11 protein-coding genes are annotated in these 13,417 nt (G+C 41.0%); 6 read left to right on the top strand and 5 right to left on the bottom strand.

What is annotated here, in order from left to right; genetic code table 11:
• Positions 1-67: 67 nt before the first annotated feature.
• On the bottom strand, positions 68-1,516 hold the full coding sequence (nhaC, locus tag ACH0BF_RS21390; protein ID WP_340851259.1) for a Na+/H+ antiporter NhaC: 1,449 nt from the start codon (positions 1,514-1,516) through the stop codon (positions 68-70).
• A gap of 680 nt (positions 1,517-2,196) precedes the next feature.
• Here nhaC and selD point away from each other — a divergent pair.
• From selD to ACH0BF_RS21405, 3 genes are all read left to right on the top strand, one after another.
• Positions 2,197-3,255, top strand: a complete 1,059-nt coding sequence (gene selD / locus ACH0BF_RS21395) for a selenide, water dikinase SelD (protein ID WP_120036148.1) — start codon at positions 2,197-2,199, stop codon at positions 3,253-3,255.
• A gap of 18 nt (positions 3,256-3,273) precedes the next feature.
• Positions 3,274-4,320, top strand: coding sequence for a tRNA 2-selenouridine(34) synthase MnmH (mnmH, locus tag ACH0BF_RS21400; protein WP_406910239.1), 1,047 nt, complete (start codon positions 3,274-3,276; stop codon positions 4,318-4,320).
• 459 nt (positions 4,321-4,779) lie between these two features.
• Positions 4,780-6,138 carry an APC family permease gene (locus ACH0BF_RS21405; protein ID WP_340851262.1) on the top strand — a complete coding sequence of 453 codons (1,359 nt, stop codon included), beginning with the start codon at positions 4,780-4,782 and terminating at the stop codon, positions 6,136-6,138.
• Positions 6,139-6,205: 67 nt separating this feature from the next.
• On the opposite strand, the gene ACH0BF_RS21410 is transcribed toward ACH0BF_RS21405, so the two are convergent.
• The 3 genes from ACH0BF_RS21410 to ACH0BF_RS21420 all read right to left on the bottom strand — a co-directional run bounded on the left by ACH0BF_RS21410 (position 6,206) and on the right by ACH0BF_RS21420 (position 9,450).
• On the bottom strand, positions 6,206-7,414 hold the full coding sequence (locus ACH0BF_RS21410; RefSeq protein WP_120036145.1) for a YhgE/Pip domain-containing protein: 1,209 nt from the start codon (positions 7,412-7,414) through the stop codon (positions 6,206-6,208).
• Between the two features lie 51 nt (positions 7,415-7,465).
• Positions 7,466-8,047, bottom strand: coding sequence for a TetR/AcrR family transcriptional regulator (locus tag ACH0BF_RS21415; RefSeq protein WP_120036144.1), 582 nt, complete (start codon positions 8,045-8,047; stop codon positions 7,466-7,468).
• Between the two features lie 101 nt (positions 8,048-8,148).
• On the bottom strand, positions 8,149-9,450 hold the full coding sequence (locus tag ACH0BF_RS21420) for an MFS transporter (protein WP_406910240.1): 1,302 nt from the start codon (positions 9,448-9,450) through the stop codon (positions 8,149-8,151).
• A 373-nt stretch (positions 9,451-9,823) separates the two neighbouring features.
• On the opposite strand from ACH0BF_RS21420, the gene ccsB reads away from it, so the two are divergent.
• Entirely contained in the window at positions 9,824-11,017 is a 1,194-nt protein-coding gene (gene ccsB / locus ACH0BF_RS21425) for a c-type cytochrome biogenesis protein CcsB (RefSeq protein WP_340851264.1), read from the top strand.
• A gap of 7 nt (positions 11,018-11,024) precedes the next feature.
• Here the strand turns inward: ccsB and ACH0BF_RS21430 are convergent, their stop codons facing one another.
• Positions 11,025-11,186 (bottom strand): hypothetical protein, encoded by a 162-nt coding sequence (locus tag ACH0BF_RS21430; protein ID WP_340851266.1) that lies wholly within the window; start codon positions 11,184-11,186, stop codon positions 11,025-11,027.
• Positions 11,187-11,254: 68 nt separating this feature from the next.
• On the opposite strand from ACH0BF_RS21430, the gene ACH0BF_RS21435 reads away from it, so the two are divergent.
• Both ACH0BF_RS21435 and ACH0BF_RS21440 read left to right on the top strand, forming a co-directional pair.
• On the top strand, positions 11,255-12,034 hold the full coding sequence (locus tag ACH0BF_RS21435) for a sulfite exporter TauE/SafE family protein (RefSeq protein WP_406910241.1): 780 nt from the start codon (positions 11,255-11,257) through the stop codon (positions 12,032-12,034).
• A gap of 122 nt (positions 12,035-12,156) precedes the next feature.
• Positions 12,157-13,344 (top strand): PucR family transcriptional regulator, encoded by a 1,188-nt coding sequence (locus tag ACH0BF_RS21440; RefSeq protein WP_406910242.1) that lies wholly within the window; start codon positions 12,157-12,159, stop codon positions 13,342-13,344.
• Positions 13,345-13,417: the final 73 nt, after the last annotated feature.

The following is a 13,417-nucleotide window of genomic DNA, read 5'->3' on the forward strand; positions in this document are numbered from 1 at the left end:
CTGATTATTTTCCTCACTTTAGAACAAAGTTTATTAACGAAAAGATAAAGCTCTATACTCGGATAAATTATGGAGTAATTTTGTCTATGTTTCTTACAAGTTCTTCTTTCGCGAGTTCTTCTCTAATCGGAATCCGATCTATCTTAATGTTTAGATAGGCGTATACAATAGCGATCAGTGGACTGATCCAGGCAAGAAAAGCATATGGCGCATACTCAAAAGCGCTAACTCCGAGAACACCGAGCATAAAGACGCCGCATGTCGTCCAAGGAATTAATGGTGAACTCATCGTTCCTGCATCTTCTAATGTTCGTGCTAAGACTTTAGGATGAAGTCCTCTTTTTTTGTATTCCGCTAAGTACATACGACCTGGTATGATGATCGACATGTATTGTTCACATCCGACTGCATTGGCTGAAAAGCATGTGACAACTGTAGTGGCAATTAAGCTGCCCGTTCTCTTTACTTTCCTTACTAATACTTCCACAATTGTTTCAAGAATTTGCGCTTTTTCAAGCACTCCCCCAAAGCTCATGGCAATCAAAACTAAGGCAATCATGCTCATCATATTTTCAATTCCGCCCTGATTCAACAATTCATCTGTAATCGTATTTCCCGTGTCCGCTGTAAATCCAGTGTGCATGGCAGCAATAACATCCTGCATACCTGCTCCCTGTACAAACAAAGCACATAAAGCGCCAACAATGGACCCAATGGTCAGTCCCGGTATGGCAGGGATTTTTAAAACTAATATGACGATAATAAGGAGAGGCGGGATAAGCAAAAATGGAGAAATAACAAACTGGTCTGTAAGGATGTTTTGAATCAATTCTACATCATTCACACGGGAACCCTCGCCAAAATATTTGATGCCAAGAATGCCGTATAGAATGAGAGCGATGATTAATGCCGGCCCTGTCGTATAAATCATATTCCGTATATGTTCAAACAGACCAATTCCCACAACAGCTGGCGCTAAATTAGTCGTTTCCGATAAAGGAGACATTTTATCCCCAAAGTAAACGCCCGAGACAATGGCACCCGCTACCATTGGCAAAGGGATACCTAAGCCTTGTCCGATTCCCATCAATGCAATGCCAACTGTTCCTGCCGCTGACCATGCATTACCGGCTGCCATGCTCACAATACAACAAATGACACAAGCAGCAAGCAAATAATAGGCGGGAGAAATAATTTCTAATCCATAATAAATCATCGTTGGAACGATGCCCCCCGCCAGCCATGTACCCATGAGCGAGCCGATGATCATTAAAATTAATATGGCCTGAAGTGACAACATAATGGTCTTAAAAATACTTTTCTCAATATCTGACCAGCTATGGCCTAATTTTACAGCAATCACCGCAGCGACAATTGTACTAAGAAACAGTGGAATATGTGGATCAGCTTCAAATTTAATGACTGAAATGGATAAAGAAACAATCATAAATAAAACTGGTACTAAAGCTAGCCATATAGATGGCTTTTTTACTTCTCTCCTGGCTTTTTCCTTCATATTTTGACTCCTCTCTCCCCTTATTTTCTCCATCTGCTGTTTTACCAGATCGGCATTTTTCCTCAAAAATAAAACGCTTACAAAATTAATGCAAATTGCATACCAAAAAAACACAGCGCCTCTCTTTAAAAACTTTGCCGATTATTTCTCATTTTTAAGAAGAGAAAACAACCAGCCAACCTATTAGTAGATACTTTTGGTTGTTTTATAGGCTGTTACTAGCAAGAAGCTGCATTTCGCAATTTTTATAATCATTTCTTAATAATGAGAACTCAAGAAGCGATCATGCTCATTCGCTAGCTAATTTCTTTATAACGTATACTCACCGGCAGATTGCTGCAATTTCTTTTTACTCTTATTCTTCTTTACTCCTTATCTACACATCAAAAGAAAGAATGTATCATGCTTTATAAATGAAGAATCCGCGCCTCTTAACCTCCTCTTTCAAACTCCCAGCGCTATATTTTAGGTTTTGTTTCTACCTACATGGTTAGATAGGAAAGCTGCAATTAAAATTTCATCGTCACTCTAAGTGTGTTTTAGCCAGACTTTGTCTATACTCACATTAAGATGAGTTTGTATTTGGATTCACTCTTTGACTGCTCAAGTCACCATCACAGGCCTTTTTCTTTTCCTATGCTAAAATAAAAGATATTCAATTTATGAAAGGCTGATTTAAAATGAATAAATTTGATTCCATAAAACTAACTACTTTGTCTTCAAAAGGCGGCTGTGGATGTAAAATAGGCCCTGCCGACTTGGCTCAGGTTTTGCATACACTGCCGCCTGCTGTATCTGATCCCAATTTGCTTGTTGGACTTGATACGAGCGATGATGCAGGAGTATATCGCTTAAATGATACGACAGCTATCGTTCAGACTGTCGATTTTTTCACACCGATCGTTGACAGGCCCTATGACTTCGGACAAGTGGCGGCTGCCAATGCCATCAGCGACGTGTACGCAATGGGAGGAACACCCATAACAGCATTGAATATCGTTGCCTTTCCTATCGCTACACTAGATAAAGGCATCCTTACTGAAATTTTGCGCGGAGCGGGTGATAAACTACAAGAAGCGGGTGTTACATTGGTAGGCGGTCACTCTATTGATGACAAGGAGCCTAAATTCGGCCTTGCCGTTACAGGAGTCGTTCACCCAGAGAAGGTAAGAACCAATGCTGGAGCAAAGCCAGGAGATCGGCTCATCTTAACAAAACCGATCGGCGTCGGCATCCTAACGACCTCTCTAAAGAAAGATTTATTATCTGAAGAAGAAATCGCACGCGTAACCAAAGTAATGGCTACTCTTAATAAAACAGCCGCTGAAGTAATGGCAGACTATGACGTTCACGCTGCTACTGATGTCACTGGCTTCGGCCTTTTAGGGCATGCTTCGGAAATGGCAAAAGGAAGCGATGTCGGACTGCGAATTTATTCTGATCAAGTTCCTGTACTTCCAAGAGTGAAAGAACTGGCTGAAGCAGGTTCTGTGCCAGGTGGAACAAAAAATAACTTCGAACATGTAAAAGAGATCGTTACTTATCCTGAGTCGCTTGATCAAGTGGATCGTTGGATTTTATGTGATGCTGTAACGTCTGGCGGGCTGTTAATTTCAGTAGCGGGCCATGAAGCGGAGCAGCTTGCTAAGGAGCTTCAAGAGCGAGGCGTAGAGGCGAAAATTATTGGAGAAGTAACGGAAGAAAATAAAGGCCGTATTGTTGTACAACCGCTTAATTAACTATAGAAGGTGAACTAGATGTTTCAAGATATCTCGCTGCCTGATTTATTGGCCTCAAAGGAAAAAGAGACACATACACTGGTTGATGTTCGTTCTCCAAAAGAATTTAATGAAGCCACCATCCCGGGCAGCATCAACATTCCTATTTTTAACGATGAGGAACGCGCAGAAGTTGGAACCATATATAAACAGCAAGGGGTGGAAGCAGCAAAAGAAAGAGGACTGCAAATTTTTTCACAAAAGCTCCCCGCATTTATTGCTGAATTTAAACAAATTGAAACGCCTATGACTGTATTTTGCTGGCGCGGAGGAATGCGCAGCAAAACGGCCGCCACTGTTCTTGAATTAATGGGCATCCGTGCTAACCGTTTGATGGGAGGTATCCGCACCTATCGTCAATGGGTCGTCCAGGAACTAGAAAACCAGCAATTCAAACCGAAGCTATTCGTGCTAAATGGATACACTGGCTCGGGGAAAACTGCTATCTTGCAACGGTTATCGAAACATGGTTATCCTGTCATTGATCTTGAAAAAATGGCCGGTCATCGCGGGTCAATTTTTGGACAAATCGGCCTTGAGCCAAGCAACCAGAAAAAATTCGACTCCCTTCTTATCAGTGAAATCCGGCGTTATCAGGATGAACCCTTTGTTTTCATTGAAGGAGAAAGCAAACGAATTGGAAAAGTATATTTGCCTCCTTTTTTGAATGAGAAAAAAGAAAACAGCCTTCAGCTGTTTCTTCATCTGCCTGTCGAAGAAAGAGTACGAAATATTTTAGAAGATTATCAGCCCTGGGAATATCCACATCATTTCGAGGAAGCCTTTCAACTAATTAAAAAGCGCATTCACACACCTATCGCCAAGCAGATTGAAGAAGCGCTAGAAAGCCATGATTTTGCTTTGGCCATTAAACTTTTGCTTGAATATTATTATGATCCTAAATATGAATATTCAACTAAGCATTACCCTGATAAGCAAAGGATTACTATTGAAGCTGCAACTACAGATGACGCTTTTCAAAAAATCCTGCAAATGGTTAAAGTATCAAATCAGCATAGCAACTAAATCCTTATCTATCAAAAGCAGCTTTTATAAAAGCTGCTTTTTGTGTTTCTTCGTTCAAATGACACCCCTCCTCCTAAAACCGAAGAACTATTATCAATCTCATTTATAGATCCATTTACCCATCATCTCATTATTTACACAGTTCTTTTATGCACTCAAGGTTAAATTATTCAAAAATTCATAAAAATTATCTTTTTCTAATATACATGTTCACTATCCATTCAACGGATTTATCGTTTATTTAAACAAATTAAGCCTATGGGCTAATAAATACCACTAATTGGCGCGAAAATTGCAAATGTTTAAAGCGAAGAAATTTTGAAAGCAGCTATCAAAAGGAGGGACTAATGTATGATGAAACGCCCACCTTGAAGCCTCTCTGTAGTTCTGAGTATCCAATAAATGAAAGCGTTTCAAGTTGTTGAATGACACCTTGAGAACAAAAGGGAGAGTTGATATATGTCAGGAAATCATACACTTAAACGTTCACTTGGACTTTGGGCGATTGTTGGTCTCGGGCTCGGTTATATGACTCCAACGGTTGTCTTCGATACGTTCGGCATCGTATCGAAAGAAACAAATGGAGTGGTTCCACTTGCCTACATTGCGGCCCTAGTAGTTATGTTATTTACGGCTATTAGTTACGGAAAAATGGTCCAAGTATTTCCAAGCGCAGGGTCTGCTTATACGTACACAAGAGAAACAATGAACCCTCACCTCGGCTTTTTAGTCGGCTGGTCGTCATTATTGGATTATTTGCTGCTTCCCATGATCAATGCACTAATTATCCGTCTTTATATGGAATCTGTTTTTCCGGATGTTCCTTCATGGATTTGGGTTGTCGGTTACGTAATTATCATCACTGCTATCAACATGTGGGGCATGGGAAAAACATCCAGTCTCAATTCTATTCTCGTTGTATTTGAGGTAGTCTTAATCGCGGCATTTCTATTCCTTGCATTTAAACAATTATCTAACGGTATGGGGCAAGGAACTATTTTCACAACCGAACCATTGTTTCATTCCAATATACATTTAACTGCTATTTTGACAGGGGCCACAGTCGTTTGTTTTTCATTTATCGGTTTTGATGCGGTGACGATGTATACAGAAGAGGCCGTTGACCAGAAGATCATGCCTAAAGCGATTATGCTGACAGTTCTGATTGGCGGAGGAATCTTTTTTGTTTGTAGTTATTTTGCACAGGCTCTTTTCCCGGATTTGTCTGGCTTTAAAGTAACAGACGATACCTTGCCGGAAATCGGATTATTTGTCGGTGGATCTATCTTTAAGCTCTTTTTCTTATCAGGAGCTTTTGCTGCTACTGTCGCTTCCGGACTCGCATCTCATGCCAGTGTTTCCCGCCTTTTATACGTAATGGGCCGGAATGGCGTACTGCCGCGCAGACTGTTCGGCTACGTTCACCCCAAATTTCGAACACCTGCCTTTAATGTCATATTAGTCGGAGCCGTTTCATTGCTCGCCATCGCGCCAAGTCTAGAATTAATCTCAGCGGTCATCAATTTCGGTGCACTAATCGCCTTCACATTTGTGAATTTGTCTGTTATTGCTTACTTTGTGTTCCGGAAAAAAAGATATAAAACAGCAAAGGATATTTTTTCTTTCCTAATTATGCCTCTTATCGGAGCTGGATTAACAGGGATTTTATGGTATCATTTGCACATCGATGCCCTTGTAGCTGGACTTGTTTGGGTAGCCATCGGCATCGTTTATATGCTAGCTCTGGCAAAGTTCTCTAAAAATAAACTATCCGATCTAAATATGGAAGAAGAGAAGGACTCATCCGCTTCACTGTAAAATAAAAGTGAATACAACAAGAAAAGCCGCAGGATAGAAGTCCACCTTTCCTGCGGCTGCTTACTTTCTATCGCCCTTCTTGAGCTGTCTGTTCTTGGGCGATCTGCGGGGAACGGGCACGCTTGAAAGACACTGCTGTTGCTGACACGATCATTGTCACAAAAATCATTAATAGCAATTGTCCCATATTTCCACTTATATTTCCTGAATCCCCGCCAAAGACAATCGTGTAATAGCCATCGGCTGCATAAGTCGCCGGAAGAAATCCTCCAAGGCTACTATACCCATTGGCCAGTACCGCCTTTGGCACAATGACGCCAGAAGTGACTAATTGGAGAGATAACGCCAAAATATTAAATACCATTCCCCCGTTGCCGAACAAGAATACAAACATTTGGGCAAAAGATAGAAAAGCCCAAAATACTAAAGCTTGGAAAAGGTAGATGGCTATGAGTGAATGTTCACCACCAATCTTAAAAATAACCATTAACCCTACTGTTAGAATAACTAGCAAGAAGGATACAGCAATGTTCATGATCTGCCTTGAGAAAAAAAGTTCCCACTTCCCGAAAGAGCTCTTTAACTTTTGTGCTGCATTTTGCAGCTGCATCGTCAGCACCATCGCGCCTACAAATGATGAAAGCACAATCATCATCGGTACCATTGTAGCAGCGAATCCTTTTGCTTTATTTGTTTTTACAATAGAGCTTTTGACAGGCTCATCCTTTACTTGTTTAAGCAGCTCTGTAACCGACTGGCTAACAGCTTCAGCTGACTTTCCAGCAGGCATCATATGAGTAATCTGCTGTTGAAAAGCTCCAGATAACTCGCTCTTTTGGACTAAAAACAAGCTGTTATTCACCTGGCTGGTTACCTGACTAGCTGTGCTTTCCATCATAGACTTCGCCATACTTGCATTTGCTTGATTAATCCAATAAACGACATTTCCAGTGCTTCCAGATTGAATATCTTCACTAAGTGTCTTAGGTATTTGAATAATCATATCAATATGACGCTTATTCATATCCACTCTTGCCTTCGCCAGTGATTCATACTTTTCTAGTTTAAACGGCAGAGCCCTCGCTAAGTTTTGTTCGACGGTTCTTCCAACTCTTGTGTCTTCATTGACAATCCCGATCTGTAAGTTTTCAATCCGTTCATCTACTCCATCATAAGCAGTCATCCACACACAGAAAAAGATAATCTGAAAAGCTGCTGCTGCTAAAATACCAACAAAGGTTTCCGGTTGCCGAAAAAAATATTTAAGTGCATTCATTTTTATCCCCCTGTAAGCAAGTACATACTTGCATATTATTTAAAATTTTTTCTAGGGGGTGATCCCCCTAGAAAAAATATGTACACTGTTTTTTAAATAGTTTTCGATGGATAAAGACGATACTTTTGAGCCAAGCCTTGCCTTTGATAAAAAGAAGCCGAAATTCATATAGATGAACTGTAGAGCCGCTGATTCAATATCTGGACAGTCCACCTTCCCTTTTTCCTCCATTGCTTGAAAATAATCCATCATAACTTTCTTTAATTCTAATGGAATATTGGCGATCTCTTCATCTACTTCCGGAAAAAGCCCCGCTTCCTTAAACCCTATCAATACAAAGTCTTGAATGGAAACTAAATAATCCATATAAGCTTTTGACAGTAAATATAGATCCTCTTCCAACTCCCAGACGACTTTTTCGCGGATCGCTTTAGATAAAAGCGGCACATAAGAAAACCTTTGGACAGCAGATTCTAATATACTCTTCTTGCTGCCAAAGTGACGGAAGATGGTCACTTCATTCACACCGGCTTTTTCAGCGATGGCTTTTGTCGTCGTTGCTTTGTAGCCCTTTTCTCGCACAAGCTCAATGGTTGCATTAATAATTTTATCTGCGGTTTCCTGAGTTGCCATGACATTCACTTCCTCCAAAATGCAAGTATCCACTTGCAATACCTATTATAGCTATCTTTTTATAAATGTCAATATTCGTATCCAGTCTCTTCTTTCTTTCTTCAAATGCGGCTTCTCCGTGACCAAATAACAACTGGGATAAGCAAGAAAGAAAGAAGACCGCCGGTTATCGAAAGAGTGGCATAGCTTGAATGAGCAGCAATCACTCCTGAAAGTCCTCCACCTGCTGCTCCTGATAAAGCGATTAACACATCAACCGTCCCTTGTGTCTTCGCCCGTGTAGACGGGTGAGTAGCATCAACAATAAGCGCTGTCCCGCTAATCAGCCCAAAATTCCAACCAAGCCCCAGCAAAGCAAGTGCAGTAATCAACAGAAACATTGAATTAGCAGGTTCTAGAGCTGCCAATCCTCCAGCTGCAAGCAGAGTAATGCCAGAAGCAATCGCCATAGCCATGCGTCCAACCTTATCAACAAGAAGACCGGTCACAAGAGAGGGAAGGTACATGGCACCAACATGAATACCAATCACAAGCCCCACCTCATTTAATCCATGTCCGTGGTGACGCATATGGACTGGCGTCATGGTCATAATTGCCACCATCACTATTTGCGTTAAGACCATGACTGTTGCCCCCACAATAACTCCTCGACTATTGGCAGCAGGTACAGCGGCCTTTTTAGCCGAAATATCAGGTTCATTCATTATGCGCCTTTCTTCAATAGCTCTTGCCACAACAAAAGGATCGGGGCGCAGCAAGAAAAGAAGCACCAAACCGGCAAGAATGTAGGCTGCCGCCGCCAGAATAAATGGTCCAGATAATGCAGGAACACCAATAGATGTAGCAAATCGCCCTGTAACACCAACCAGATTTGGGCCTGCCACCGCACCGAGTGTCGTAGACACCATTGCCATACTCACCGCTGTTGCCCGCTGTGTAGAACTGGCTAAATCCGTACCGGCATAGCGCGCTTGCAAGTTTGTGGCAGTCCCGGCTCCATAGACGAACAACGAAATAAAAAGCAGGATAACATTGCTTGTTACCGCCGATATAACGACTCCAATGGCACCAATGCCGCCCGCTAAGAATCCTGCTCCAAGCCCTAAACGGCGTCCAAATCGCTGAGAAAGCCGGCCTACAAACAGAGCGGCACCAGCAGAGCCAAGAGTAAACAACGCTGTCGGCACTCCGGCAAAACTATCTGTTCCTAACATACTTTGGGCGAGAAGAGCGCCAACAGTGATTCCCGCTGCAAGCCCTGCCCCGCCAAAAATTTGTGAAAGAATGACAATCATTAACGTCCGCCGGTAGAGCTGGTGCTGCTTCTCGGGTGAATCAATATAGCTGTCCCATCGCCCCTCCTGATTAACTCTAGCAACCGCCCCCTCAGTTTTATGCTCCATTCCCTCGCCCTCTTTTCTTTGTGTAAGTTTTTCTGTCTGCCTTATCCCCCTGAATAATTGACAGGATATCTATTAAAAAGAGCCGTCATCAATAATTTCAGGAAAAAATTAAACAATTATTGTTGCGACTCGCCTTTCTCATTCATTTAAGTTATGTGTTAATTAATGATTGCATCAGGTAGTTAAGCTATCCTTGATATTTAGAGTATCAGAATCTTTAGTGGAAATCACAATTATTTGGGACACATAATTTTCACACACATATTACCAAAAATGGAAGATAAGAAGCTATACTGATTCTATATACATAAAAGAAAGCGAATTCAAATGGCAAAAAAGTATCTACAGCCACATGAAATTTAGGGGGTTTGAAATGTCTACCTATTCATTAATTGATTTAAGCAGTACAGCGTTATATATTTCTTTTCTCATCTATTTAGTTGCTATTGTGCCGTGGGGATTATCAGTAAAATCAAAAAAGAAGATTTTTTCTCAAATCGGGCTTTTACTAACAATAACTGGATTTCTCTTGCAGCTAGTATATTTTGCGAGTAGATGGTATGCTTCCGGACACGCTCCTGTAAGCAACCTTTATGAATTTATGACTTTCTTTGGAATCATGTTGGTGGGCAGTTTCTTAATCATGTATTATATATACCGCCAGAGTGTAATAGGTCTCTTTGTTCTTCCCATATCTTTGCTGGTCCTTGGTTATGCAAATGCTTTTTCAAAAGAAGTTTCTCCTCTGATTCCGGCTCTCCAAAGCAAATGGCTAACGATACATGTCATTACCGTTGCTTTTTCTAGTGCCGTTTTATCCATATCATTTATTACAGGATTAATTTTTTTATTGAAAACTGTTGATCCACACCGAAAAAGCAAGCAAACATTTTTTTTAGAATTAATTATGTATTTTTTAACAGTCGTTTTAGGATTTATCATTATTACGACGTCCTTTAATGTAACAGATTATACCAAGAGCTTGCGATTCGAGAACCAACAGCAACAAGTGGAGGTCTATCAATATCAGTTACCTGCTATCACTGTTCCTAAAGGATCGGTTGTTATAGAGTCACCAAATAGCACAAAAGTTCTTAATCATAAAAATGGTCTCATTGAAATACCGGTTTTTATAGATGCTAAAAAATTAAACGCAATTCTTTGGTCATTTTTCACTGGGACCCTAATTTATGCACTCATCCGCTTAACAACTAAACGCAAAATCACTTCTTTGTTAAAGCCCTTTTCACAAAGAGTAAATATTGACTTGATGGATGAGGTTACCTACAGGTCAGTGGTTATTGGCTTTCCTTTATTTGCTCTTGGCGGCTTGATATTCGCCATGATTTGGGCCCAAATGGCCTGGAGCCGGTTTTGGGGCTGGGATCCAAAAGAAGTATGGGCACTTATCACTTTTTTATTTTATGCTGCTTTGCTTCACCTGAGAATTGGCAAGGGATGGGAAGGTGAAAGGACGGCCTGGATGGCTATCATAGGCTTTGGAATTATTATTTTCAATCAAGTATTTGTTAATTTAATCATCTCTGGATTGCATTCTTACGCATAATGACAGCTCACCCCGGCCAAGTAATGAATTGGACGGGGTTATTTTTTATCGGCACAACCTTTTGGATAAACCATTCATTAATCAATTCCATGATCGCTTCTTTCGATGAAGGAAAGTGAAAGAAGCGCATCTCGAAAGGCAGATCAGGCTTTAGCATGTCAGAAAACAAGTCGATATCCCCTCTCTCACCTCAACCCACTTTCTGTTAAAATATACGCATATTGGAGGGGGATTTGTATGGAAGAGATTCACTTCGGTCTGTTAACTTTTTTAATGGTAGCGGGCTTTGCTGCTGCTTTTATTGATTCTGTAGTTGGAGGCGGCGGGCTCATTTCCATTCCTGCTTTACTATTTACCGGGCTTCCCCCGTCTATCGCCTTAGGAACGAACAAACTGGCCGCCACGATGGGCGCCTTAACAAGCACCATTTCTTTCTTGCGTTCAGGAAAGGTCAAGAAGCAATTGGTTCTGAAGCTACTTCCTTTGTCGATCATAGGATCTGGAATAGGTGTTTATATAGTTCAGCTTATCCCATCAGAATTTTTAAAACCACTCATCTTAATACTCTTAATTCTAGTAACGATCTATACGCTGTTCAAAAAAGATTGGGGAATGGAATCCACTTTTACAAAGCTGTCCTTTAAAATGACGCTATTTATTATTTTTGCGGCATTCATTATTGGGTTTTATGATGGGTTTCTAGGCGCGGGAACGGGTTCATTCCTTCTCTTTGCTTTTTTAATTTTGGGATTTGATTTTGTTGAAGCAGCCGGGAATGCAAAAGTATTAAACTTCGGGAGTAACTTGGCTGCACTCATTACATTTATTTTATTTGGTTCCGTTCATTTCGCTTATGGAATACCTATGGGCATAGCGATGATCATAGGAGCACTCGCAGGGTCAAGAGTAGCCATTAGAAGCGGTGCTGCCTATGTTAAAGTACTATTTATCGGGATGACGGTTATATTAATCGGCAAAAGCATTTGGGATTATCTACACGCTCACCTGCTTTCTTAATATGGAAAGGATGAGGGACTATACACATACTTAAGGCCTTTCTGCTTAATTTGTGTCTCCTTTCATCACGCTTGTATGCTTTATAATTAAGTTACCTACGTTACTTGAAAGGATGATGGGCAATGATGGTAAGGGATTTTTTGCAGTTGCCAGTGGCAAAGGATTTTTCTGTGGTAGCCGGCCGTAATGCATTGCGCAATGTCATTCAGACTGTCGAAATTTTAGACTTTGAATTTGCTGCAGGTATTCAGCAAGTAAGGGATACGATCTTCAACCCCCATAGCCTCGTACTCAGCAGCTTGTTATTTGCTAATCAAAATCCCGGATGTTTGATTGACACGGTGAAAAAACTGATTGACTTAAAGGTAAGTGCCTTAGCCTATAAGCCAGTCGTTTTTAAAGATCTACCCGATGATGTTCTAGCTTTTGCAAATGAACACAACTTCCCCATTTTGCGCTTCGGCGGAGATGAGTTTTTTGAGGACATCATTCTAGAAGTGGTGAACCATATAAAGAAAAGTGATCATGCGCTCTTTTTAGAAAATATGATGCGCTGCCTCATTGAAGAGGAGGTAGCAGCTGATCAAATACAGACCTTTCTACAGCAACTAAATAAATCATTCGACCACTATGCGTTTGCGGCGAATATTCATATGAAACAGACGGATAGCGACGAATGGATGTCTGCCTTTTCCCGCCTGGATTCTTTTTTAAAATCGGGCATTGTTTCTACATACAAACAAAGTGTGCTCGTCATTTTTACAGACAGAAACAAGCAGCTGCAATTTGAAAACATACTAAAGGAATGGATGGCGATCTATGCGATTCCATCAGGTGCATTAACAATTGGTTACAGTCAGGCTCACCTTACGCAGACCGGGCTCCACCTAGCCGTCAAAGAAGCTTACTATGCCCGTATTATTGCCGAAATTGAGAGCCGTCCTGTTTGCCATTATAAGCAGCTGGCGTCTGTTCGGCTGTTGATTGAGCTTTATCGAAAAGATGGGCAATTCGCGGACAATTATGTAAAAACGTACTTGGGAGCGCTGCTGGAGAAAGAATCAGACCGGGACTTACTAAATACTGCGATCACCTTTGTGATAAAAAAAGGGAATGTAAAAGAAGTAGCTTCCGTCCATCACTGTCACCCCAACACGATTCGTTACCGTCTGGCGAAAATACGCCAATTAATAGACCCTGTTAGCAACGATCTCGTTTTTTATGAAAATTTATCTTCAGCAGTGACATTATACTTGCTGCTCCAAACGATCGAAGAAAAGACTGTAACATTGGAATCCGTCCAAAAATAAACTCAAAAATTTAGAAAAACACTTAAATCATTGTATCCCTTCTCATGATATCCTTATTTTAGTCAGGAGGAGA

Source organism: Pseudobacillus sp. 179-B 2D1 NHS, from assembly GCF_045370945.1.
In the GTDB taxonomy this organism is placed as follows: Bacteria; Bacillota; Bacilli; order Bacillales; family Domibacillaceae; genus Pseudobacillus.

What these genes read in the sequence shown, in the direction of transcription:
- mnmH (WP_406910239.1), top strand. Translation starts at nt 3,274, where the DNA reads ATGTTTCAAGATATCTCGCTGCCTGATTTATTGGCCTCAAAGGAAAAA.
- nhaC (WP_340851259.1), bottom strand. Translation starts at nt 1,516, where the DNA reads ATGAAGGAAAAAGCCAGGAGAGAAGTAAAAAAGCCATCTATATGGCTA.
- ACH0BF_RS21410 (WP_120036145.1), bottom strand. Translation starts at nt 7,414, where the DNA reads ATGAATGCACTTAAATATTTTTTTCGGCAACCGGAAACCTTTGTTGGT.
- selD (WP_120036148.1), top strand. Translation starts at nt 2,197, where the DNA reads ATGAATAAATTTGATTCCATAAAACTAACTACTTTGTCTTCAAAAGGC.
- ACH0BF_RS21435 (WP_406910241.1), top strand. Translation starts at nt 11,255, where the DNA reads ATGGAAGAGATTCACTTCGGTCTGTTAACTTTTTTAATGGTAGCGGGC.
- ACH0BF_RS21420 (WP_406910240.1), bottom strand. Translation starts at nt 9,450, where the DNA reads ATGGAGCATAAAACTGAGGGGGCGGTTGCTAGAGTTAATCAGGAGGGG.
- ACH0BF_RS21405 (WP_340851262.1), top strand. Translation starts at nt 4,780, where the DNA reads ATGTCAGGAAATCATACACTTAAACGTTCACTTGGACTTTGGGCGATT.
- ACH0BF_RS21415 (WP_120036144.1), bottom strand. Translation starts at nt 8,047, where the DNA reads ATGGCAACTCAGGAAACCGCAGATAAAATTATTAATGCAACCATTGAG.
- ccsB (WP_340851264.1), top strand. Translation starts at nt 9,824, where the DNA reads ATGTCTACCTATTCATTAATTGATTTAAGCAGTACAGCGTTATATATT.
- ACH0BF_RS21440 (WP_406910242.1), top strand. Translation starts at nt 12,157, where the DNA reads ATGATGGTAAGGGATTTTTTGCAGTTGCCAGTGGCAAAGGATTTTTCT.